The 24,100-nt window shown below is 63.3% G+C and carries 18 protein-coding genes; 13 read left to right on the top strand and 5 right to left on the bottom strand.

Features of this window, described 5'->3' with window-relative positions; translation table 11 throughout:
• Window positions 1–6: 6 nt before the first annotated feature.
• The 6 genes from J2Y68_RS09305 (at window position 7) to J2Y68_RS09280 (ending at window position 7,667) form a co-directional block, all read left to right on the top strand.
• A complete protein-coding gene (locus J2Y68_RS09305; protein ID WP_309992479.1) occupies window positions 7–1,623 on the top strand; it encodes a PucR family transcriptional regulator in 1,617 nt (538 codons plus the stop codon).
• A 5-nt stretch (window positions 1,624–1,628) separates the two neighbouring features.
• Window positions 1,629–2,540, top strand: a complete 912-nt coding sequence (locus J2Y68_RS09300; RefSeq protein WP_309992477.1) for a glutaminase — start codon at window positions 1,629–1,631, stop codon at window positions 2,538–2,540.
• A gap of 15 nt (window positions 2,541–2,555) precedes the next feature.
• Window positions 2,556–3,356: a DNA alkylation repair protein gene (locus tag J2Y68_RS09295; protein ID WP_309992475.1), complete on the top strand. Its 801-nt coding sequence runs from the start codon at window positions 2,556–2,558 to the stop codon at window positions 3,354–3,356.
• Between the two features lie 89 nt (window positions 3,357–3,445).
• Window positions 3,446–4,723, top strand: a complete 1,278-nt coding sequence (gene cobA / locus J2Y68_RS09290) for a uroporphyrinogen-III C-methyltransferase (RefSeq protein WP_309992472.1) — start codon at window positions 3,446–3,448, stop codon at window positions 4,721–4,723.
• 20 nt (window positions 4,724–4,743) lie between these two features.
• A complete protein-coding gene (locus J2Y68_RS09285) occupies window positions 4,744–6,210 on the top strand; it encodes an FAD-dependent oxidoreductase (protein WP_309992468.1) in 1,467 nt (488 codons plus the stop codon).
• Window positions 6,211–6,293: 83 nt separating this feature from the next.
• Complete coding sequence (locus J2Y68_RS09280; RefSeq protein WP_309992465.1) at window positions 6,294–7,667, top strand: MBL fold metallo-hydrolase; 1,374 nt, start codon at window positions 6,294–6,296, stop codon at window positions 7,665–7,667.
• A 3-nt stretch (window positions 7,668–7,670) separates the two neighbouring features.
• Here the strand turns inward: J2Y68_RS09280 and J2Y68_RS09275 are convergent, their stop codons facing one another.
• The 3 genes from J2Y68_RS09275 to J2Y68_RS09265 all read right to left on the bottom strand — a co-directional run bounded on the left by J2Y68_RS09275 (window position 7,671) and on the right by J2Y68_RS09265 (window position 11,136).
• Complete coding sequence (locus J2Y68_RS09275; protein ID WP_211712018.1) at window positions 7,671–8,351, bottom strand: FadR/GntR family transcriptional regulator; 681 nt, start codon at window positions 8,349–8,351, stop codon at window positions 7,671–7,673.
• Window positions 8,348–9,628: an MFS transporter gene (locus J2Y68_RS09270; protein WP_309992462.1), complete on the bottom strand. Its 1,281-nt coding sequence runs from the start codon at window positions 9,626–9,628 to the stop codon at window positions 8,348–8,350. The genes J2Y68_RS09275 and J2Y68_RS09270 overlap by 4 nt, the downstream gene beginning before the upstream one ends.
• Before the next feature lie 65 nt (window positions 9,629–9,693).
• Window positions 9,694–11,136, bottom strand: coding sequence for a PucR family transcriptional regulator (locus J2Y68_RS09265; RefSeq protein WP_309992458.1), 1,443 nt, complete (start codon window positions 11,134–11,136; stop codon window positions 9,694–9,696).
• Between the two features lie 143 nt (window positions 11,137–11,279).
• Here J2Y68_RS09265 and J2Y68_RS09260 point away from each other — a divergent pair, with 143 nt between their 5' ends.
• Together J2Y68_RS09260 and gabT are read left to right on the top strand one after the other, a co-directional pair.
• Window positions 11,280–12,710, top strand: a complete 1,431-nt coding sequence (locus J2Y68_RS09260) for a gamma-aminobutyraldehyde dehydrogenase (RefSeq protein WP_309992455.1) — start codon at window positions 11,280–11,282, stop codon at window positions 12,708–12,710.
• 28 nt (window positions 12,711–12,738) lie between these two features.
• On the top strand, window positions 12,739–14,094 hold the full coding sequence (gabT, locus tag J2Y68_RS09255; protein ID WP_309992453.1) for a 4-aminobutyrate--2-oxoglutarate transaminase: 1,356 nt from the start codon (window positions 12,739–12,741) through the stop codon (window positions 14,092–14,094).
• Window positions 14,095–14,278: 184 nt separating this feature from the next.
• On the opposite strand, the gene J2Y68_RS09250 is transcribed toward gabT, so the two are convergent.
• Window positions 14,279–16,690, bottom strand: a complete 2,412-nt coding sequence (locus J2Y68_RS09250) for a polysaccharide lyase 8 family protein (protein WP_309992450.1) — start codon at window positions 16,688–16,690, stop codon at window positions 14,279–14,281.
• Window positions 16,691–16,846: 156 nt separating this feature from the next.
• On the bottom strand, window positions 16,847–17,902 hold the full coding sequence (rarD, locus tag J2Y68_RS09245) for an EamA family transporter RarD (protein WP_309992448.1): 1,056 nt from the start codon (window positions 17,900–17,902) through the stop codon (window positions 16,847–16,849).
• A gap of 116 nt (window positions 17,903–18,018) precedes the next feature.
• Here rarD and J2Y68_RS09240 point away from each other — a divergent pair, with 116 nt between their 5' ends.
• From J2Y68_RS09240 to J2Y68_RS09220, 5 genes are all read left to right on the top strand, one after another.
• The gene (locus tag J2Y68_RS09240; protein WP_309992445.1) at window positions 18,019–19,470 is read left to right on the top strand and encodes an FAD-dependent oxidoreductase; all 1,452 of its coding nucleotides are present in this window, start codon (window positions 18,019–18,021) and stop codon (window positions 19,468–19,470) included.
• Between the two features lie 121 nt (window positions 19,471–19,591).
• A complete protein-coding gene (locus tag J2Y68_RS09235) occupies window positions 19,592–20,941 on the top strand; it encodes a GAF domain-containing protein (protein ID WP_309992442.1) in 1,350 nt (449 codons plus the stop codon).
• A 96-nt stretch (window positions 20,942–21,037) separates the two neighbouring features.
• Complete coding sequence (exaC, locus tag J2Y68_RS09230; protein WP_309992440.1) at window positions 21,038–22,561, top strand: acetaldehyde dehydrogenase ExaC; 1,524 nt, start codon at window positions 21,038–21,040, stop codon at window positions 22,559–22,561.
• A 42-nt stretch (window positions 22,562–22,603) separates the two neighbouring features.
• Window positions 22,604–23,614, top strand: a complete 1,011-nt coding sequence (gene adhP, locus J2Y68_RS09225) for an alcohol dehydrogenase AdhP (protein WP_309992628.1) — start codon at window positions 22,604–22,606, stop codon at window positions 23,612–23,614.
• Window positions 23,614–24,030, top strand: coding sequence for a DUF779 domain-containing protein (locus J2Y68_RS09220; protein WP_309992438.1), 417 nt, complete (start codon window positions 23,614–23,616; stop codon window positions 24,028–24,030). Before adhP ends, J2Y68_RS09220 begins: the two co-directional genes overlap by 1 nt.
• Window positions 24,031–24,100 lie beyond the last annotated feature (70 nt).

Below are 24,100 nucleotides of genomic sequence, written 5' to 3'. Positions count from 1 at the left end.
GCTTCGTTGAAAGCCCTGGAAATTGACGACGACGGCGTCGTCACCTTATTGAGCGATGTCTTGGAAGATCTGGGTGTCGGCAACGCGCGGTTGCTGCTGGCCCCGGCAGAGGACAACAGAACCGTTCGCGAAACTGTCATTGTTGATGCTGAAGACGACGAGGAGATCCGCCCAGGCACACTGGTCATGTTGATCGGCGTTCGCGGGCGTGCGGCGCTCCCTGCACTCCGCCGCATCATGGCAGGCCGTCCCACAGCAGTTGCTGTCAAGGGCAGTGAACGCGAGTTGGAAGCCGCAGCAGAGTTGCTCCAACCAACCGGCATTGGACTGGTGGCGGTTGCCCCGGGACTCCGCTGGGACAAGTTCGAGGGCATCGCACTGGACCGGGTCCGTGAGAACGATGTGCCAGGCGAAACCCCCACGTCAGTTCACCGCGACTTGTTCGCGATCGCCCAAACCACGGCCACACTGACCAATGGCCACGTAGTGATCGAAGATCCGGGCAACAGGGTTCTTGCTTACTCCCCGGCATCCAATGACGTTGACGAGCTCCGCCGTCTGTCCATCCTGGCGAGGCGGGGCCCTGAAAAGTACCAAAAACTCCTGAAGGAATCAGGGGTCTACAAGCACCTGCAGGCCATTGAAGCGCCAGTCCACGTGGAAGCCAACCTCGAAGCGGGTCTTCGTGAACGCGTGGCAATCGGCATTCACGCGGGCAGCCGGGTCATGGGATACATCTGGTTGCAGGAAGGTGCTGAACCTTTGGCGGCCAACACGGACCGCATCATGGTGGGTGCGGCCAGGCATGCTGCCATCGAATTGGTACGCCACCGCAACGAGCAGTCCCAGTCGATGCGCGAGGACCGGGTGTCCAGCCTGCTCAGTGGCACGGCACAAGTCCATTCGCAGGCCCAATCGGCAGGCATCGATCCATCGAAGCCAGCGGCTTTGGTCCTGATTTCGGCGGGTGGGCTCAGCCAGAGTGCGGCCGGGCTTCAGCTCCGCAGGGGAGAGCTGTCCAAAGTGGCATCAATCCATGCGGCAGCCTACCGACCAGGCGCCGTAGTGGGGGCACTGGGGATGGAAACGGCCATCATCCTGCCCGATGTGGACCCGCTGAAATCCCTCCCCGCCATCAATCGCCTGGTCAACACCATTGTTCGTGATGCCACCACCCACCTTCACTTCCAGGTCCAGGCGGCAGTCGGTCCCATCGTTCCGCGCCTGGACGCCCTGCACGCCACCCTTGATCACGTGCGCAGTGTCCTCAAAGTCATGGAAGCCACACCGGACGTTCGGGTGGCCTCGTACAGCGACGTGGAAACAACCGTCCTGACCAGGGAACTGCTGGAGTTGCTGGAATCCCGGACCTCCCTGCGTCATGCAGGAATCACCCGGCTGTGCAGCCGCTATCCGGAATTCGCGCTGACACTCCTGACCTACCTGGAGTTCTTTGGCGACGTGAACCGCTGCGCCGAGGAGTTGGCCGTCCACCGCAACACCGTTCATTACAGGCTCCGTCGCGCCTGCGAAGTGGCAGGCGTGGACCTGCAATCCGCGGATGAGCGGCTCCTGGCCCACCTTCAGATCAGGCTCTGGACCTACGCAGGGACCAAGGGCTAGGAACCATGGATATCCAGAATCTCCTCGACGACATCGTCGGGGCCGTGCAGCCGCATGTCGGCCAGGGAAACGTGGCTGACTACATCCCCCAGCTCGGGGCCGTGGATGCCCAACAATTCGGCATTTCGGTGGCCACCCGTGACGGCGAGGTGTATTCAGCCGGAGACGCCCACGTGGACTTTTCCATCCAAAGCATCTCCAAAGTCTTTGCGCTGGCCCTGGTACTGGCCTTTGACGGAGACAGTATTTGGAAGCGGGTGTTCCGGGAGCCGTCCGGCAACCCCTTCAATTCGTTGGTCCAGTTGGAGAGCGAGGACGGCATTCCCCGGAACCCGTTCATCAACGCCGGAGCCATTGTGGTGACGGACCGGCTCCTCAGCCTGACAGGAAACGCTGCCCAAGCCGTGCGGGACTTGATGCGTCAGGAGACCACCAAGGACACCATCGACACCGATCACGACGTAGCCGGTTCGGAACTGGCCAACAGCCACCGCAATGCATCTTTGGCACACTTCCTGGCAAGCTGCGGCAACCTGGAGAACCCCGTGGAGGATGTCCTGGACTCTTATGCGAAGCAATGCGCATTGGCCATGACGTGCGAAGACCTTGCGCTTGCAACACGCTTCCTGGCCGCCAACGGCCTGGGTGCTGACGGAAACCTGGTTCTCTCCCCGGCTCAGACCAAGCGGATCAACGCCGTTATGCTCACCTGCGGAACATACGACGCCGCCGGCGAATTTGCCTACAGGGTGGGACTTCCCGGCAAGAGCGGAGTGGGTGGCGGCATCGCGGCAGTGGTTCCCAACAAGTGCTCCATCAGTGTCTGGAGCCCGGGCTTGGGGAAGTCCGGCAACTCGGTAGCAGGCGTGGCGGCGCTGGACGAATTCACAACACGCACCGGCTGGTCGGTCTTTTAGGCGCATGATGGAGTCATGACCCCGACAGTCGGAAAGGCCCCAAAGCCCGCCAAGACCCGGAAGCCTGCCGCGCCCGCGCCGGGAACACAGCCCACCGCCGTCGCGTTCTTGGAACGCCTGAAAATCCGGCAGTCTGACCTTGAGCAGGCCAAATACCAGCGGTACTTCAAGACCGGCGAAGGAGACTATGCCGAGGGTGACTTCTTCATGGGCGTGCGCATGGGTGAAGTTTTCACGCTCAGCAAAGAGTTCGCGGCCATGTCAATGGAGGACATCGAAAAGCTTCTGGAGCAGGACATCCACGAGGCACGCGCAGGTGCCGTGAAGATCATGTCGCTCCAAGCCCAGAAGAAGAAGACCACGGAAGAGCGCCGCCGCACGCTTTACGAGCTGTACCTGCGGAGGCACGACCGCATCAACAACTGGGACCTGGTGGATCTCGGGGCCGGCAGGGTCGTGGGTGGCTGGCTCATGGATAAGCCACGGGACCCGCTCTATGAACTGGCCCGTTCGGAAAACATGTGGGAGCGTCGGACGGCCATCGTGGCAACATCGGCGTTCATCCGGGAAGGCCAACTGGATGACACCTTCGCCATCGCCGAAATACTGCTCCATGACAGGGAAGACCTCATCAACAAAGCAGTAGGCGGCTGGGTCCGCGATGCCGGGCGCAGCAGCCGCGAACGCTTGTTGGCCTTCCTGGACGAACACGCCGCCACCATGCCGCGGACGGCGCTACGTTACGCGATCGAGCATCTGGGCAAGGAGCAGCGGGCCTACTACCTGACGCTTAAGGACAGGGTTTCCCCGAACTAGCGGGGCAGTATGTGACGTTGGATTACCCAGCGTTACCGGGTGTTTCCAAGCCTTTGAAGCATGTTACGGCGCCGCCCTACAGTTTTTTCATGGCAATACAGGACATTTACCCCACCGCGCTGCGGCTGCTCGGCCGCCCGGTGCTGGTGGTGGGCGGCGGCCCCGTCGCGGAGCGCCGCGCCAAAGGACTGCTCGACGCCGGTGCGAAAGTCACCGTGGTCGCTCCGGTTGCCACCGATAACCTTCGCGGGCTCGCTACCTCCGGACTCCTCACCTGGGAAGAGCGCGACTACCGCACATCAGACCTCGACGGCGTGTGGTTCGTTCAGACAGCCACTGGCACCGCCGCTGTGGATACCCGAGTATCGGCCGACGCCGAGGCACAGCGCGTCTGGTGCGTCAACGCCTCCGATCACGAAGCATCAGCCGCCTGGACACCCGCCGTTGCCGTGGTGGACGACGTGAAGATCGCCATCAACGCCGGGGGAGACCCGCGCCGTGCAATGGCACTCCGCAATGCTGTGGCCACAGCGCTTGAAACTGGTGACCTGCCCCTCCGTCGCCACCGCAAACCGGACGCCGGCGGCACCACGCCCGTTGGCTCCGTTGCACTGGTTGGTGGCGGTCCTGGAGACTCGGGACTCATCACCGTCCGCGGTCGGCGCCTGCTGGGCCAGGCCGACGTCGTAGTTGCAGACCGTCTTGGCCCGCGCGAGCTGCTGAAAGAGCTTGCCCCGGATGTTCGCGTGATCGAGGTCGGCAAGACGCCCGGTCACCACCCCGTTCCACAACTGGAGATCAACCGGATCCTCGTGGACGAAGCCCTCAAGGGCAACCGGGTGGTCCGGCTCAAAGGCGGCGACCCCTATGTCCTGGGGCGCGGCGGCGAGGAAGCAGAATTCTGCCGGCAGAACGGCGTCGAGGTTGAAGTGGTGTCCGGCGTGACGTCGGCCATCTCGGTCCCGGCCGCTGCGGGTATCCCGGTGACGCACCGCGGCCTGGCCAAGGGCTTCAGCGTAGTGACCGGCCACGAGGAGTTGTCCGAAGTCCCCGCACGCCCCGATCATACTGTGGTGTTGCTCATGGGAGTAGCGCAATTGCGTGATTCCGCGGCTGCGCTGGCAGGCTCGGGTCTGCCTTTGGACACACCAGTAGGTATCGTAGAGAACGGGTATTTGCCGAAACAGCGCGTCACCATTGGCACCTTGGGGACCATCGCGGACCAGGCAGAAGCCGTGGGCGTGGCCAATCCAGCGGTCATCGTGATCGGCGATGTTGTCCGTGTCAGCCCCTTCGCGCCGCCGCATTTCAAGACAGCTGACTACAGCACCATCACCCCCAATCGTCCCCGCGTCCGCAGTAACTGAGAAAAAGAAGGAACACAGCCGTGTCAATTAGCACCCCCGTAGGTTCTGCGGACCGTCCGCTTCGCGTCGCCGTCATCGGTTCCGGCCCGGCCGGCGTGTACGCAGCGGACATCCTGACCAAGAGCGAGGCCGTCAAGAGCGGCGAACTCACCGTCAGCATCGACCTCTTTGACCGTTACCCCGCACCCTACGGCCTGATCCGTTACGGCGTTGCCCCGGACCACCCCCGCATCAAGGGCATCGTCAACGCCCTGCACAAGGTCCTGGACCGCGGCGACATCCGCTTCTTCGGCAACGTTGACTACGGCACGGACATCTCCATCGAGGACCTCCGCAAGCACTACGACGCCATCATCTTCGCCACGGGCGCCATCAAGGACGCGGACCTGAACATCCCGGGCATCGAACTCGAGGGCTCCTTCGGCGGCGCCGACTTCGTGTCCTGGTTCGACGGACACCCGGACGTTCCCCGCGAATGGCCGCTGGAAGCCAAGGAAATCGCAGTCCTCGGCAACGGCAACGTGGCGCTGGATGTTGCCCGCGTCCTGTCCAAGCACGCCGATGACCTCCTGGTCACCGAAATTCCGGACAACGTCTACGCCGGCCTGAAGAGCTCGCCGGTCACGGACGTCCACGTCTTCGGTCGCCGTGGTCCGGCCCAGGTGAAGTTCACCCCGCTGGAACTGCGCGAACTCTCGCACTCCAAGGACGTGGACATCATCCTCTACGCCGAGGACTTCGAATTCGACGAAGAATCCGACCGCCAGATCCAGAGCAACAACCAGATCAAGACCATGGTTGGCACACTCACCAACTGGATCGCCGAGCAGCCCGAGGACCTTTCCGAACTCACGGCGTCCCGCCGCCTGCACCTGCACTTCCTGCACAGCCCGGTTGAGATCGTTGACTCCACCGAAACCCCGGGCAAGGTTGCCGGAATCAAGTTCGAGCGCACCGAACTGGACGGCACGGGCAACGCCCGCGGCACCGGAGAGTTCATCGAATACCCGGTCCAGGCCGTATACCGCGCCATCGGCTACTTCGGTTCGGCCCTGCCTGACGTCGAATTCGACCACAAGAAGGGCGTCGTCACGAACGACGGCGGCCGCGTCCTTGACGCCAACGGCCAGCACGTGCCCGGCCTCTACGCGACGGGTTGGATCAAGCGTGGTCCTGTCGGCCTCATTGGCCACACCAAGGGCGATGCCCTGGAAACGGTCACGTACCTCTTGGAGGACCGCGAAAACCTGCCGGTCGCCGAAGTTCCTGCGGCAGACGCCGTCGTGGATCTCCTCGACGCCCGCGGTGTGAAGTTCACCAGCTGGGAAGGCTGGCTGGCACTCGACGCGCACGAACTCGCCCTCGGCGCAGCGGCCACCGAAGCCGGCGGTTCGCACGGCGTTGAGGTCAAGCGTGAGCGCATCAAGGTTGTCCCCCGCGAGGACATGGTTAACATCTCCCGAGACGGTGTAGCCGCGCAGGTCTAGTTCTCTTTTCACGGCAAGCGGGGTCACTCTTTCGAGTGGCCCCGCTGCTGCTTATGGGCTAACCGCCAGCGGTACCCTGAGTCATGGACGTCGTTGTCATTGAAACTCCCCAGCTGGGGGACCGCAGCTACTTGGTGCACGACGGTTCCGTGGCGTTGGTGATCGATCCCCAACGGGACATTGACCGGGTGGAAGCGGCGGCCGCTGACTCCGGCGTCCGGATCACGCACGTGGCGGAAACCCACCTCCACAACGACTACGTCACAGGCGGGCTGGTCCTGGCGGAGAAGCACGGCGCCGACTACCTGGTGAACGCCGAGGACGACGTCTCTTTCAGCCGCGTACCTGTCACCGACGGACAGGTCCTGCGCATCGGTCGGCTGTCCGTCAGGGTGGTGGCGACCCCGGGACACACCCACACGCACCTCTCGTACGTGGTTACCGATGACGCGCACGACGGCGGCCCTGAGGCAGTGTTTTCCGGCGGCAGCCTGCTCTACGGTTCAGTCGGACGGACGGACCTGGTCTCGCCACATGACACAGCTGCGCTGGCGCATGAGCAGTACGCATCGGTCCGGCGCTTAGCCTCCCAAGCCAGCCCTGACGCGGCGTTGTACCCGACACACGGCTTTGGCTCGTTTTGTTCGATCGGCCCCGCCAGCCACCAGGATTCGTCCACTCTGGGTGAGCAATCCGAGTCCAACCACGCCCTGACGGACCCCAGCGAGGACCACTTCGTCTCAGAGTTGCTGGCAAACATCACGGCCTACCCCGCGTACTACGCCCACATGAGCCCACTCAACGCGGCCGGGGTTGGGCCGACGGCGTTGGATGTGCCGGACTCCGTGGATGCCGAGGAGCTGGGCCGGCGTTTGAGGTCAGGGGAGTGGGTTGTCGACCTCCGGCACCGGGTGGCATTCGCGGACAGCCACCTGGACGGCAGCGTGAGCTTCGAATACGGCCGCGGGGACAACTTCACCAGCTACCTCGGTTGGGTGATCCCGTGGAACCAGCCGCTAACGCTGTTGGGCCCACTGGACGAGGTTGAGAAAGCGATCCGTGATCTGGCGAGAATCGGAATCGAAAGTCCGGATGCCGCCGTCGGGCCTGGCATTGAACTCCTGCGGACTGTGGCGCCAAGGCATCCGCGGGCGTCCTATCCGCACGGCGACTGGACCTTGCTGCTCCAAGAGAGGGCGAAGGAGGACGTGGTGCTGGACGTTCGGAGGCCCGAAGAATTTGGGGCCTCACACGTCAAAGGAGCCCTCAACATTCCTGTCTACGCGCTCCTTGGAAAGATGGCAGGGATCCCCGAAGCGAAGATCTGGGTTCACTGCGCCACGGGTTACCGCGCGAGTATTGCGGCAAGCCTGTTGGGCCGTGCTGGACGTGATGTGGTGCTCATTGATGCCAGGTTCAAAGACGCAGCCGACGCGGGGATCGAAACCGTGCCGTAAGGCTTACGGCTGGGTCTGGTCCGCACAAAAATCGAGGTTGCGGTACACGCTGCTCACCGCAGCGTCGGGATCGTGGGCTTCCAACGCATCCACCAACTCGTCATGCCCTTCGCGGGGAATGCCATTGAAGCCGCCCTTGCGCTGCTGGCGGAGCAGGTCGTTGTGGAAGACGCCGCCGAACGAGACGTACAACTGGTGAAGCAGGGGGTTTCCTGAGGCCACTGCGACACGTTCGTGGAATTCCCAGTCGGCCCGTGCCCACGTGGGGTAGTCCTCGGCTTGCCAGGCATCATGGCGGAGCGCGAGGAGCCGGCGCATCTCGGCAAGGTCCTCCGCGGTGGCGTGCTTGGTGGCAAGGCGGGCAGCCTGAGTATCCAAGCCGAGGCGGACCTCCACGATATGTTCCTGGGTGTGTTCCAGATACATGCGCTGGGCCGCGCCGGACATTTCGCTGTTGGCGCGGACGTACGTGCCATCGCCGCGGCGGACCTCAAGCATGCCCGAGTGCGCCAGCGCCTTGATGGCTTCCCGCAGTGTTCCGCGGGAAACGCCCAGCGAGGCCATGAGCTCGGGCTCCGCCGGAATGCGCTGTTGAAGCGGCCACTCGCCGGACTTGATCATGTCCCGCAGCTTGGCCGTGATCTCCTCGGCCAAGGCTGGGCGATGCGAAGGGGTCAGGGTCATACTGTCCTCGGTCCGGTCTTGGTGGCAGTTCGCTTGCTGGTGAGCATGTGGCAGGTGACCATGAGTGCCACAGCCACGATCGACAGGAGGCTCAGGGGCAGCACCCAGCCGCCAGTGGCGCTGTGGAGGAGCCCCATGCCAAAGGGACCCACTGCCGCTATCAAGTATCCCAGTGATTGGGCGACGGTGGAGAGCGCGGTGGTTTCCGCCGTCGAGCGTCCACTACGGCTGATGATCACCAGCACCAGCGGGAAGATGCCCAAGCCGAAGCCGAACAGCACTGCGGGAACAACGGCCAATGACGTTGGCAGCCAGACCATGGCGGCGATGGCCAGCAATGTTGAGCTGCTGGCCAGGTACAGGGCCGGGCGCAGCATGCCCGGCCTGGAGCCGAACGCGAGCAGGATCATGCCTGCAGCGACGGAGACCAGCTGCATCACGCCGAACTGCAGGCCGCTTTCGGAAGCGCTGAGGCCCTGCGAGGTCAGGATGTAGGCGAACCAGCTCATCACGGCGTAGGCCAGGAAGGCCTGGAACGTGAAGATCGCGGTGATCAGGATGCCAAGGCGCGTCCGCAGGAGCGGCCACATGGACACGCGGGGGCGCTCGGACTTGGTGCTGTTGCGGTGGGTGTGCAGGACCATGGGCAGGAAACCCAGGAGGGCGGCGACGCCAAGCAGGCCCCAGGCTGCCAATCCCATTGAGGGTGAGCCGAGTTGTTGGGACAGGGGGACGCTAACCGCGGCGGCGAAGGTGGCACCGCCTGACATGGTGAAGGTGTAGAGGCCGGTCATCATGGAGGTGCGCTCGGAGTAGTGCTCCCGGATGAACGACGGCATTGCTACGTTGCAGACAGCCAGGCCGGACATTGCCAGCACCGTTCCGCCGAGCAGAGCGCCGGTCACGGGAACACCGCGAACCAACAAGCCTCCCGCCAGCAAGGCCAAGGCGATGGCGATGGCCTTTTCACCACCGACGCGGCGCGTAAGCCATGAGGTCCCCATTCCCGCAACGGCAAAGCAGAGCAAGGGAATGGACGGAAGGATGGACGCAACCAGGGCGCCGTAGCCGAGGACCTGCTGCAGCTCGTGGAACAAGGCGGCGGCGCTGGTAATACCCGCGCGGAGATTCAGGCCGATAAGGACCACGGCAACAATGCCGACGACGGCCACGACGCGCGTCTTTGGAACTGCCTGGTTCGCCGAAGAAGCAGCGTCAGCGGGGGAGGTCGTAGGGATATTTCCTGTCGAGGGAGTCAAAGGGGTCGTCGCAGCCATAACTAAAGGTTAGACGTTTGACGTCTAATGTCCAGACTTCTGTGGCGAACCTCTCCAGCACGGTTCTACCTCGGGTTCCGCGAGCCCAGCCGCTGGACGGCCAGCGCCAGCCAGAGCTGAACGCGATCCTGCGTCTGGGAAGGGTCGTAGCCCGTGAGCTCGGTGATCTGCGCAAGCCGGTAGCGGACGGTGTTCCGGTGAAGCGTCAAGGCTTCGGCCACGGCTGCCACCGAGCCGTTGTGGTTGAGGTAGCTTTCCAACGTCGCCACCAGCTCGGCTCCGTGTGCGGCATCGAACTTCCGCAGCGGCGTGAGGGACTCGCTGGCCATATCCGCCAAGGGGACATCCTCGCTGGCGAGCAACAGCGACGTCAGGCTCAGGCGTTCCGGTTCGTTGACCGGTAAGCCGTGTGCCACGGCGTCGCGCGCTTCAAAGTAGCTCCAGCGCAGGCCGTTCGGCTTCGTGTAGGCACCCCCGATGCCAATTACGGCATGGATGCCGGCTTCCTGCAGGTGGTCGCTGAGGCTCTTGGCTAGGGCGGTGGCCGAGCTGCCGTCGTCGCTGATGACCGTGACCAGGTCCTTCCCGACGACGGCGCTGACGCCCGCTTCAAGCGCTTGGGGGAGCGAAATGCTGACCAGCTGTTTGTGGTGGGCCGTGGACTCCGCCACCAGCACCACGTTCTTCCGGGTGCTGTTGATGCCTACCCCAGCCAAGCGGCGGGCCGCTTCAATGGTTTCCAGGGTGCCGTGAATGACGTCGTCCAGCACCTGTCCTGCCATGGCCCGCTGCGACTGGCGCTGCTTGACCATGTTGTTGAGCTCCACGCTGATCAGGTTCTGCGCATAACTGACAATCCCGGAGTCCACGAAAGGCTGACGCAACCACAGTGTGCATGCGTCCCTGCGGCCCGTGGGAATGGGGTACGAAGCCCAGCCGTCCGCCGTCGGTGCCGGTTTCCCAGTCACGCTGTTGTAGAGCTGGGCACTGAACTGGGTCAGCACCACATCGGTGCGGAGCATGCTGCCCAGCTGCTTGAGGAGCTCGTTGAGCCCGCCGCCTGTGAGGAGCGAGCGGGCCAGGATCTGGTGCCCGGCCAAGAGGCGTTCGAGGTTGGAATAGTGGTCCGCGGAGTGCGACTCGGCCACGAGCTTGCCGATGGCGATGAACGGGATCTCGTAAGGTACCTCCACCAGCGGCAAACCCCACCGGTTGGCCTCGGCGATGAGGGCCTCCGGAACAGACTCGTGGGTCAAGCCGATGCCGAAACCGATTCCGACGGCACCGGCGCGTTGGGCCTGACGGACGAAACGCCGCTGGTCCGCGGCGCTCTTGAGACGCAAGCCCGTGGTGAGGACCAACTCGCCGCCGCTCAGGAAGCGCTGGGGATCCTCCAACTCCGTCACCGCAACCCAGCTGATGTCCTGGTTGAGGGTGGTCTCGGCAAGGCCGGCCTGGCGGAGTTTGAGTGAGGGGACAGCGACGAGCGAAGCGAGGGACATTGCCATGGATAAAGGGTAACCCGACGCTGGGCAAGCGCACTAAGGGAGGGGGGCGTCTGTGTGCAGCTGACTATTCCTTGGACCCCCTCCCTGGCATAGGCTCTGATCAGCTAAACCCATGCCCAGACACCGAAAGAGGGTTGCACGCCGTGGTTCAAACCTTGCAGAACTTCATCAATGGCGAATTCGTTACGCCGGCAGGTACAGGTCTCCTGGACATCGTCAATCCTGCCACCGGCGACATCGTTGCCAAGTCGCCCATTTCGGTTCAGGCCGACGTGGATGCCGCCATGACCGCAGCCAGTGACGCGTTCAAGTCGTGGAAGAAGGCCACCCCGGGCCAGCGCCAGCTCATGCTCCTCAAGCTCGCGGACGCAGTAGAGGCCCACAGCGACGAACTCGTCGAAGCGCAGCACCGCAACACCGGACAGGTCCGCTCCCTGATCGCATCCGAGGAAATCGCGGCAGGCGCAGACCAGCTCCGCTTCTTCGCCGGAGCTGCACGCATCATGGAAGGCAAGTCCGCCGGGGAGTACTTCGAAGGCCACACTTCCTACGTGCGCCGCGAACCCATCGGCGTCGTGGCCCAGGTTGCCCCGTGGAACTACCCGTTCCTGATGGCCATCTGGAAGATCGGCCCCGCACTGGCCGCCGGCAACACAGTCGTCCTGAAGCCCTCCGACACCACGCCGGAATCCACTCTGGTGCTGGCCCGCCTGGCCGGCGAGATTTTCCCTGCCGGCGTCCTCAACGTCGTCCTCGGCACCGGTGAGACAGGCGCAATGATGGTTGACCACAAGGTCCCGGGCCTGGTTTCCATCACCGGCTCCGTCCGCGCCGGCATCGCGGTCGCCAGCGGCGCAGCGAAGGGCCTCAAGCGTGCCCACCTGGAACTCGGCGGCAAGGCACCGGCCATCGTCTTCAAGGATGCCGACATCAAGAAGAGCGCCGCGGCCATCGCCGAGTTCGCCTTCTTCAACGCCGGCCAGGACTGCACCGCCATCACTCGCGTACTGATCGAAGACTCGGTCCACGACGACGTCGTGGCAGCAATGGTGGAGCACACCAAGACCCTGCACACCGGTTCGCAGAACGACGAAGACAACTACTTCGGTCCGCTCAACAACGTGAACCACTTCAACGCTGTGACCTCCGTGGTGGAGCACCTCCCGGAGAACTGCAAAATCGAAACCGGCGGCCACCGCGCAGGGGAGAAGGGCTTCTTCTTCGAGCCCACCATCATCTCCGGCGCCAAGCAGAGCGACGACATCGTGCAGAAGGAAACCTTCGGACCGGTCATCACCGTCCAGAAGTTCAGCACCGAAGAAGAAGCGATCGAACTGGCCAACGACGTCGAATACGCCCTGGCTTCCAGCGTCTGGACCACCGACCACGGCACTGCCATGCGCATGACCCGCGACCTGGACTTCGGTGCAGTTTGGATCAACACCCACATCCTCCTCACGGCAGAGATGCCGCACGGCGGCTTCAAACAGTCCGGCTACGGCAAGGACCTCTCCATGTACGGCGTTGAGGACTACACGCGCATCAAGCACGTGATGTCTGCACTCGACGCTTAACCCGGCTTCCCAGAAAGGCAACCACCCCATGACCACCACCGCGAACGAACTCTCGTACCGCATCGAGCAGAAGCGCAACATCAACGGCGCCTTCCCCGGCCCCAAGTCGCAGGCACTGGCAGAGCGCCGCTCCGCCGTCGTTGCTGCCGGCGTCGCCTCCGGCGTCCCCGTGTACGTTGAAGACGCCGACGGCGGCATCATCCGCGACGTCGACGGCAACTCCTTCATCGACCTCGGCTCCGGCATCGCCGTGACCAGCGTCGGTGCGTCCGACCCCGCCGTCGTCGCCGCTGTCCAGGAAGCTGCTGCGCACTTCACGCACACCTGTTTCATGGTCACCCCGTACGAGGGCTACGTTGCAGTCGCCGAGCAGCTCAACCGCCTCACCCCGGGCGATCACGCCAAGCGCACCGTGCTGTTCAACTCCGGCGCTGAAGCCGTGGAGAACGCCGTCAAGGTTGCCCGCCTGGCTACAGGTCGCGACGCCGTGGTTGCTTTCGACCACGCTTACCACGGCCGCACCAACCTGACCATGGCCCTCACCGCCAAGGCCATGCCGTACAAGACCAACTTCGGCCCGTTCGCGCCCGAGGTCTACCGCATGCCCATGAGCTACCCGTTCCGTGAAGAGAACCCGGAAATCACGGGTGCCGAGGCCGCCAAGCGTGCCATCACCATGATCGAGAAGCAGATCGGTGGCGACCAGGTTGCCGCGATCATCATCGAACCCATCCAGGGTGAGGGTGGCTTCATCGTTCCGGCCGAAGGCTTCCTGCCGGCACTGTCGGCTTGGGCCAAGGAAAAGGGCATCGTTTTCATCGCCGACGAGGTCCAGTCCGGCTTCTGCCGCACGGGCGAATGGTTCGCCGTTGATCACGAAGGTGTTGTCCCGGACATCATCACCATGGCCAAGGGCATCGCCGGCGGCCTTCCGCTCTCGGCCATCACCGGCCGCGCCGACCTGCTCGACGCCGTCCACCCGGGCGGCCTCGGCGGCACCTACGGTGGCAACCCGGTTGCTTGTGCAGCAGCACTGGCAGCCATCGACACCATGGAGCAGCACGACCTCAACGGCCGCGCCCGCCACATCGAAGAGCTCGCCTTGGGCAAGCTCCGCGAACTGGCAGCTGAAGTTTCCGTGGTTGGCGACGTCCGTGGCCGTGGCGCCATGCTGGCCATCGAACTCGTTCAGGCCGGCTCCAAGGAACCGAACGCCGAGCTCACCAAGGCTGTAGCTGCCGCTTGCCTCCAGGAAGGCGTCATCATCCTGACCTGTGGCACCTACGGCAACGTGATCCGCCTGCTCCCGCCGCTGGTCATCAGCGACGAGCTGCTCATCGACGGCCTCGAGGTCCTCGCCGCAGCCATCAAGGCCCACGCGTAAGGGCTGTTTTCCACCGCAAGAGGCGGGCCGGGGTTTTACTTCCCCGGCCCGCCTCTTTTGCGTTGCCATGTTTCCGCGAGCTCGTGGGAACATGTCGATTTCGCTGTCCAGTTCCGGCGGTTTGGCAATGTTCCCACGATCTCGGCGCGGGCGCCTTCCCGGCACGTACGACGGCGGCGCTTGCCTAGGTGGCCAGCAGCAGGTTCTTCTGGTGGCCGTGTCCGTTGAGCTGGACCTCGATGGTGTTGCCAGTGATGAGCGCAGCGCCAGCATCCGCCTGGACCACGGTGTTCCACGAACCGGGAAGCGTCACCCGCACCGAAGCCTGGGACCGTGACGGGTCTGCCACGGACACGGTGAGCTTGTCACCGACCTGGCGCACGGCAACGCTGCATGGTCCGGACGCCGTATATCTACCGCCGGAGCCTGCATCGAAGAAGTTGGCCATGACCAGTCCGTCTTTGCCGGACTCAACCATCTGGACATCCGCCGAGTTGGCAAGGACCTTTACGTCGGGATTAGCGGACTGGGAGAACGTGGTGGAATGATCGGCGGCAGGCAGGATCATGTAGGCGTAGCCCGATCCCGCAGGGTCAACGCCATGGCGATGCGTGATGGTCACATAGTCCCTGGTGACAGGATCCGCGCTGCCGCCGGTGTCCGCGCCTGAATTTATGTTGAACCACGTCCCTGACCGGCGGACCACAGCAACGTCGGGTGTTCCGGTAAGCCCCGGCGCATCAAGGAAGACGTACCCACCGTGACCCTCAAGATGCACGGATCGCTTCAAAGCTACGGGAGCATCTCCGGGGGCGAAGGTGCGGTTCCGGGAATCCGTCCGGATAGCCGGGACGGAACCCGGGGCAAAGGACCTGTTCTCGATGGTGGTCTGCACCGCAGCCCCGCCCGCCCCGGTAATGCCCGCACCGAGGCACACCACGGCGTCGTCCAGGAAAAACCAGGACTTCCGGCCGGAGAGAGTCTTGTTGTGGTTCAGGTGGTCCATGCCGATGATGCCCCACCGGCCGTCCACCGTGAGGCCACCAGCGAATGCCTGGAAAGCGCGGGGGATTCCGGTTCCCGCACTGCCGGCGCCGCTGGCACGAACTTGGTCGCTAACGGTGGTCCCGGGAAGGGCATAGGGGTCAACAGTGGGCCAGAAGTCTGCGCTGAACTGTGAAGGGTCTTCCCGGGTATAGAGGAACGTCATGCCATCGCCCTGGTACCAGCCGAGGTTGTTTTCACTGTTGCCCCACTCGTAGCGCCCTATCCGCTTGGAGGAAAGGTTCACTGTGAAGCCCCACTGCGGTCGGTGGTGGACCAACCGGTCCTGATCAGCAAACATACGGCTGTAGACGGGGGCTGGGGCACTGACCACCGCTGAATCGGAAAGCACGCCAAGGGAAAGCAACGACTTTGCCAGGCTCTGGGTTGGGTGGCCGACGAGCTTCTGGTCCGCGCAGCGTTCCAGCCAGCCCTTGGCCAGAGCCAGGAACCGTGAACGGTACGGCTCCTCGCAGCCCGGCGCCAGCAGCAGGACCGCCGAGATCAGGCCAAAACCGCTCACGTAGTCGGGTTCACGTTGCCGGGAGACCGCACGGCCACGGACGGTGTCCATGATGCGTCCGTCCCACACGAACGGCGCATACGTGTCCTCCACAGCGTCAAGGAGTACCGAACGCTTGGGATCGTTCACCGACCACGTGCTTCCACCCAGCATCGCAATGATCTCCGCGATTCCAGCCAAGGCAACCACGCCGTAGGTTCCTGCGTAGGGTAGGTAAGAGTGCTGAACATAGGAGCCATCGGCGTAGAAGCCGTCGCCGTTGGTGACGTAGGTGAAGACACTATTGGTGCCGCCGCGGACGGTATCGCTCAGGGCATCCCGGCCGACGGCAATCTCGTCCGGTTTGTTATCCAGGATCCCCCGCATGCAGCAGGCCAGCGACTTGTCCACGCGGTTGGCGCCGGTCTCTGCCAGGGACGTAGCACGGCCGCGCCAGTTTGGATTGGGTGCGAACCAGCGGACAGCAGTCAACAAGGACGTCCGCAGGGCTTCGGGAACTTCAGCATGAAGGAGCGTCAGGATGTCAACGGTCTTGCGCGGGACGCCGATCTCCCAGAACCACCAGTTGCCCGCTGCCTTGATGGACGGCTTGTAGGCCGTATCGTTCAAGAGTTGCAGGCCGCCAACAATGTCAGCAGCCAGTGCCGTATTTCCAGCGTAGGGATTGCCCGCCACCGCGTATCCGAGGGCCATGTCGTAGAGACGGTTGAAGTGCAGGCCCATATTTCCGGTTGCAGCCGTGGACTGACCGATGCCAGTCAGTGGAATGTCGGCCCACAAGGTTGTCCGGGCGGACGCCTTGTCCATGGACGACCACCATTTTTCGGTGGTCTGGCCCATGCCTGCAAGCTGCGACGCCAGTTCCGGGATTCCCGCGGCGCTCTGGCCACCTGTGAGGACCAGCCGCCGTCGATCAATGAGTTCCTGCAGCCCGGCGTCGGTGGCGGCAAACGAGGTGCCAGCTTGGGAAAGCAGCACCCCTGCAAGGGCCGCCGCACCTCCTGCCCGGAAAAGGGTCCTGCGGCTCACTGTGGGTCCATTGAAGTTCAAAACTGCTCCGTTCAGACTGCGGGGGTGCGGTGGGGTGGACATTGCGGTGAAAGTTTCCGCAACTTTATGTCCGGCTCCCCGGCCCCTCAACAGAAATGAACAAAACTGCTCACCATGCCCAGAACCGCACGGACCCTACATGTGGGACGCCTCGAGTCGGGCTTTCTTCTTGAGCGCGGAGTTTTTCCGTGTCGTCCGCAGCATGTCTATGGTCAGCAGCACCAGGGCGAGCCAGACCACGCAGAAGCCGATCCAGCGGGCCATGGTCATGGTCTCGTTGAAGACTGTCAGGGCCACAATGAACTGGAGGATCGGCGCGAAGTACTGAAGCAGACCTATGGTGGTCATGGGCAGCCGTCGGGCCGAGGCGCCGAAGAAAAGCAGGGGCACAGCCGTGATGACCCCCGACGCCACCAGCAACCAGAAATGCCCGGACCCGTGGGTGGTCAGTGTTGCGGCGCCCGATACGCCAAGGACAACCATGGTGATCGCGGCGAAGGGCGCCAACACCACCGTTTCAACGGACAAACTCGTGAGCGCATCAACCTTGGGTCCCACACGCTTTTTCACGAAGCCGTACAAGCCGAAACTGAAGGCAAGGATCAGGGCGATCCAGGGAAGCTGTCCGTAGGAGAATGTCAGGACGCCCACCGCGACGAAGCCAATACCTACCGCCGCCCACTGGAGGGGACGCAGTTTTTCCTTCAGGACGAAAACGCCCAGCAGCACCGATACCAGCGGATTGATGAAGTACCCCAACGACGTTTCAACGGCATGCCCGGTGGTCACGCCGAACGTGTAGGTGAGCCAGTTGATGGCGATCAATGCGGCCGCCAAGGCCAAGGGACCAAAGACGGACCGGTCCTTGACTGCGGCACCGAAGACCCGCCAGGCCCGGGTGATAGTGATCAGCAGTGCGCAGAAGATCAAGGACCAGACAACCCGGTTGGCGACGATTTCCACGGCACTGGCCGGCATCAGGATGAAGAAGTAGAGCGGGAGCAGCCCCCACAGCCCGTAGGCGCCAATGCCAAACAGGATGCCCGCCGTCGACTCGCTCCTCACCGCTTTACCGGTGCCGCCGCTTTTGCCACCCGGCGTCGTTGACGTAGTTGCTGAGGAACTTGAGATGATCTGATCCGGAGTCGACACAATGTCGGCAACACCGCTGATGGACGCAATATTCCGCAATCTATATGAATTTCTGTGACTCCTGCCATATAAGCCGCCGGGCGTAGGGTCGACATTTAGAATTGAACCCTGCGCGCCCACCAACGGCGCGGCTCACTGCTTCGGAAGGGCTTACGGTGTCAAACTCAGCCGCAACCAATCGTCCGTTACGCGTTGCAATTGTGGGGGCTGGCCCAGCCGGAGTCTACGCCGCGGACATCCTGACCAAGTCCAACGAGGTCAAGGACGGCGACATTGAGGTCAGCATCGATCTCTTCGAGGCGTACCCCGCGCCGTACGGACTGATCCGCTATGGAGTTGCCCCCGACCACCCCCGGATCAAGGGCATCGTCAATGCTTTGCACAAGGTTTTGGACCGTGGCGACATTCGCTTTCTGGGCAACGTGACCTACGGCCGGGATCTGACCCTCCATGATTTCCGTGCTTTCTACGACGCCGTGATTTTCTCCACCGGCGCCATCAAGGACGCGGACCTGAACATCCCCGGAGTCCACTTGGACGGTTCCTTCGGAGGCGCCGACTTCGTGTCCTGGTACGACGGCCATCCTGATGTTCCCCGCGAATGGCCCTTGGATGCCAAGGAGATCGCGGTCATCGGTAACGGCAACGTGGCCCTGGACGTTGCCCGCATGCTGGTCAAGCACCCGGAAGAGCTTTTGGTCACCGAGATTCCGGACAACGTGTACGCCGGGCTTAAGAAGTCGCCCGTCACCGACGTCCACGTGTTCGGGCGCCGCGGTCCTGCACAAGTGAAGTTCACCCCGTTGGAACTGCGGGAGCTTTCACACTGCAAGGACGTTGACATTGTGCTTTACCCGGAAGACTTCGAATTCGACGACGCCTCTGATGAAGCCATCCGCACCAACAACCAGATCAAGACCATGGTCAACACCATGACCAACTGGCTGGTGGAGGAGCATGCCGAGTCCGAGCAACCTTCCTCGCGACGCCTTCACCTGCACTTCCTGCACAGCCCTGTGGAAATCCTGGACTCACCTGAGACTCCAGGCAAGGTGTCCGGAATCAAGTTTGAGCGCATGGAGCTCGATGGCACCGGCAACGTCAAGGGCACGGGCGAGTTCATCGAGTACCCGGTCCAGTCCGTCTACCGCGCCATCGGCTACCACGGCTCGCCGTTGGAGGAACTTGAGTACGACGCCCGCCGCGGTGTCATCCCGAACGACGGCGGTCGCGTCCTGGACGCGGACGGCAACCACGTCCCGGGAATCTATGCCACGGGCTGGATCAAGCGTGGCCCCGTGGGCCTGATCGGCCACACCAAGGGCGATGCCCTGGAGACCATCGGCTTCCTCCTTGAAGACCGGCTCACGCTGCCCCCGGCGGAAAACCCCGACCCGCAGGCCATCATCGACCTCCTTGAAGAGCGCGGGATCGAATACACCACGTGGGAGGGCTGGAACCGGCTGGATGCCCATGAGGCCGCGTTGGGCGCGTCATGGAGCGAAGCCGCAGCCGCGGCTGCCGGTGATGGTTCGGGCGACGGTGTGGTCCGCGAGCGCATCAAAGTGGTCCCGCGCGAGGACATGGTCCGGATTTCGCGCGGCTGACCTCGGAGTTTTTGTGCACCTGGCCGCTCCAAAGGCGTTGGCTGTACAAAAACTCCGGCTCCCGAACTAGACTGCTGGGTACTGTGCCGCCCACCACATGCACGGTACCCAGGGGAGTTCGATGAGGAATCCAATCCATCCGCCGATTCCAGGCGACGCCGCGGAATTGGTGCAGAGGCGTGCGCTGGCGGGCCATGAGCGCCTGAATCACAGCGGCCTCCTGGACGATGAAGGCATCGTTGGCCTGCGTCGCCTGGTCCGTGAGTCCTGGCAGCGTTCTGCGACCCTGCAAGCCAATCCGGACGTCGCGGAGGCGCCCCTTGCGATGGACAGGGACGAACTCGAGGAGTATCGCAGGCAGCATCCGTTGGCTGCGATCATGCCGGTGATCAAGAAGCTCCTGGTCCAACCCAGCCATGACAGTGGCTTGTTGGTGGCGGTAGGCGACGATGTCGGGCGGCTTCTGTGGGTTGACGGCGACCCTGTGATGCAGCGCCGCGCCGAGGGCATGATGTTCGTGGCCGGCGCTGACTGGTCCGAAGCCTCCGTTGGGACCAGCGCCCCCGGAACTGCCTTGGCCCTGGACCGCAGCATCCAGATCTCCGGTGCCGAACATTTCAAACGGTCCGTTCACCCGTGGAGCTGTACAGCCGTGCCGTTCCATGACCCTGATTCCGGTGCCGTGCTGGGCGTCGTGGACATTACCGGCACGGAAACAGCAGTGGCGCCGCACACCCTGTCCCTGGTGGAGGCAACCGTTGCTGCGGCCCAGGCACAGTTGCGCATCGAGCGGCTCCAACTCGCCGCAGCCATTCGAGACAAACCACGACGTCGGAGCGCGCCTTCAACGTCGACCCAAACCACTGGTGCGCTGTACCGGAACAGCTTGCAATTGTTGGGTCGCGATCAGGCGTTGCTGAGCATTGATGGCCGAACCGTCTCCCTGTCAGCACGGCACAGTGAAATCCTGGCCGTCCTCGGCAACCACCCTTCCGGCCTGAGCGCCGACGATCTGTGCGCCCAGTTGTACCCAGGAGACGGTTCTGCCGTGACGCTGCGCGCCGAGATGGTGCGGCTGCGCAAGGTCCTCCACGGGCTCAGCCCCGATGCTGTTCCCGAATCCCGTCCCTACCGCTTGCCCGTGGAATTGCTGCCCGACTCCGGACAGGTCCTCAGCTGCCTCCAACGCGGCGCCCACCGGATTGCCCTGGAGATCTACAAAGGTGCGGTTCTGCCACGCTCGGAGGCGCCCGGCGTCGTGCAGTTGCGTGAGCGGGTATCGCATCTGCTGCGCGAAGCGCTGCTCAGCGACGGCAGCGTCGATTCGCTCCTCAAGTACGCGGAGCTGCCTGAGGCGAAGTACGACGTCGACCTCCGCCTTGCCGTCTTGAAGCTGCTGCCACCGCGCTCACCCAAGCGGGCCGCCGTCGTGGCCGACGTTGAGCGGATCGAAACGGACATGGCAGGGTGAGTTGAGTCACAGGATTGCAACGTAGCTGCAACCTCCCCGCTCCTAGGCTCGGATCAATGGCGACAGCCACCGTGATTCGCAGCAAAGGAGCTAGCAATGACTGTTTACGCACAGCCGGGTGCAGAGGGTTCGAAGGTCACCTTCAAGGACCGCTACGAGAACTGGATCGGCGGCGAGTGGGTTGCCCCCGTCAAGGGCGGCTACTTCGAGAACATCACCCCGGTCACGGGCAAGGCCTTCTGCGAAGTTGCCCGCGGAACCTCCGAGGACATCGAGCTTGCGCTCGACGCCGCCCACAAGGTTGCACCGTCCTGGGGCAAGACCTCAGCCACTGAGCGCGCAGCGATCCTGAACAAGATCGCCGACCGCATTGACGAGAATGTGGAGCTCCTTGCGGTTGCGGAGACCTGGGACAATGGCAAGCCCGTCCGCGAAACACTGAACGCGGACATCCCCTTGGCCGCTGACCACTTCCGCTACTTCGCCTCTGCCGTGCGAGCACAGGAAGGCCACCTCTCCCAGCTGGATGAGGACACCACGGCATACCACTTCAAGGAACCGCTGGGCGTGGTTGGGCAGATCATCCCGTGGAACTTCCCCATCCTCATGGCTGTTTGGAAGCTGGCCCCGGCGCTCGCGGCCGGAAACGCCGTGGTGCTCAAGCCCGCCGAGCAGACGCCGACGTCAATCCTGGTTTTGATGGAACTCATCGGAGATCTTCTGCCGGCTGGTGTGGTGAACGTGGTCAATGGCTTCGGCGTCGAGGCCGGCAAGCCGCTCGCTTCGAGTTCACGTATCCGCAAGATCGCCTTCACGGGTGAGACCACCACAGGCAGACTCATCAGCCAGTACGCGTCGAACAACCTCATCCCCGTCACCTTGGAACTTGGCGGCAAGAGCCCCAACATCTTCTTCGACGACGTCGCCGACCAGAACGACGCCTTCTACGACAAGGCGCAGGAGGGCTTCACGCTCTTCGCGTTCAACCAGGGAGAGGTCTGCACCTGCCCGTCCCGGGCCCTGGTCCAGGAAGGTATCTACGACTCCTTCATGGCCGACGTCACGGCCCGGACCAACAAGATCATCCAGGGCAATCCGTTGGATACGGATACCCAGGTTGGTGCCCAGGCCTCCAACGACCAGCTGGAGAAGATCCTGTCCTACATCGACATCGGAAAGCAGGAAGGCGCCAAGATCCTCACCGGCGGCGCCCGAGCCGAACTGGACGGTGACTTCGCCGGGGGCTACTACGTCCAGCCCACCATTTTCGAAGGCCACAACCGCATGCGCATCTTCCAGGAGGAGATTTTCGGCCCAGTGGTGTCAGTGACCAAGTTCAGCGACTACAACGACGCCATCGGCATCGCCAACGACACGCTCTATGGCTTGGGCGCCGGCGTCTGGTCGCGCAATGGAAATGTCGCCTACCGCGCAGGCCGGGAAATCCAGGCCGGCCGCGTGTGGGTCAACAACTACCACGCCTACCCGGCAGGGGCTGCGTTCGGCGGCTACAAGTCCTCAGGTATTGGCCGTGAGAACCACGCCATGATGCTGGACCACTACCAGCAGACCAAGAACCTCCTGGTCAGCTACAACGAGAACAAGCTCGGCTTCTTCTAAACCGTCTTGTCTACCGATCAAAGGAGATCGTCAATGACCACCATGCAAGCTGCAGTCGTCACCAAGTTCGGTACCGACCTCGAGATCAAGGAAGTGGAAAGGCCGACGCCGGGTCCCGGGCAGGCACTGGTCCGCGTCATTACCTCGGGGGTATGTCACACCGACCTGCACGCCGCCGAAGGCGACTGGCCGGTCAAGCCGACGCCACCGTTTATCCCAGGCCATGAAGGTGTGGGGGAAGTAGTAGCCCTGGGCGAGGGCGTCACGGATGTAGCCATTGGACAGATGGTAGGCAACGCCTGGCTCTGGTCTGCCTGCGGAGACTGCCAGTACTGCCGGACCGGCTGGGAAACCCTGTGCGAGTCGCAGCAGAACGGCGGCTACAGTGTGGACGGCTCGTTCGGTGAGTACATGCTGGTGGATACCCGTTTTGCTGCGCGGATTCCAGACGGTTCGGATCCGGTGGAGGTTGCGCCCGTGCTGTGCGCGGGCGTCACGGTCTACAAGGGTTTGAAGATGACCGAGGCGAGGCCGGGGCAGTGGGTCACCATCTCCGGCATCGGCGGCCTGGGCCACATTGCGGTTCAGTATGCGGTGGCCATGGGTCTTAGGGTCGCTGCCGTGGACATCGCCGACGACAAGTTGGCGCTTGCCCGCGAACATGGGGCAGAGCTGACAGTCAACGCCCTCCACGAGGATCCGGCCGAGGTCATCCAGCGTGAAACAGGTGGGTGCCACGGTGTCTTGGTGACGGCTGTGCACCCCTCGGCCTTTGGACAGGCGATTGGCATGGCACGGCGCGGTGGAACCATCGTCTTCAACGGGCTGCCTCCGGGAGACTTCCCGGCGCCCATTTTCGAGATCGTCCTCAAAGGCCTCACCGTCCGCGGCTCAATCGTGGGAACGCGGCAGGATCTTGAAGAGGCGCTGGAATTTTACGCTCAGGGGAAGATCAAGCCAACGGTCTCCACGCGGGAACTCTCCGAGGTCAATGCGGTCTTTGACGAGATGAAGCACGCCAAGATCGACGGTCGCGTGGTGCTGAAGTTCTGATGAACGACATCAGCTTGGAAGCCGCGGTGACCCTCCCCGGGGAGAATTTCTCCCGGGTAGGGCTCACCGCGGTGTCCGTTGAACTCCTGCGGAAACTCTGGGACCAGCACGGCCCGCTCATGTTCCATCAGTCCGGTGGCTGTTGCGACGGCTCCGCACCCATGTGCTATCCGGCGGGAGAGTTCCTGACCGGCGACTCCGATGTGCTCCTGGGCAGGTTCGACATTGGGTCCGATGGGCAAGCGCAATCGTTGGAGTTCTGGATGTCCAAGGAACAGTTCGCCTACTGGTCCCACACCCATCTCACAGTGGATGTGGTTCCGGGGCGAGGCAGTGGGTTCTCCGTCGAGTCTCCCGAAGGGAAGCGGTTCCTTATCCGCTCAACGCTCATGGATTGGGACGTGCCCAGCATTTGATTGGTGTGACGGTGGCTACCTGCCTCCGTCACACCAGCCACAGCAGTCACGGGATTTCCGGGCTCGTCTC

Source organism: Paenarthrobacter nitroguajacolicus, from assembly GCF_031455195.1.
Classification (GTDB): Bacteria; Actinomycetota; Actinomycetes; order Actinomycetales; family Micrococcaceae; genus Arthrobacter; species Arthrobacter nitroguajacolicus_D.
Note: the sequence above shows the minus strand (reverse complement) of the source record. Positions and strands in the feature narration are given on the sequence as shown.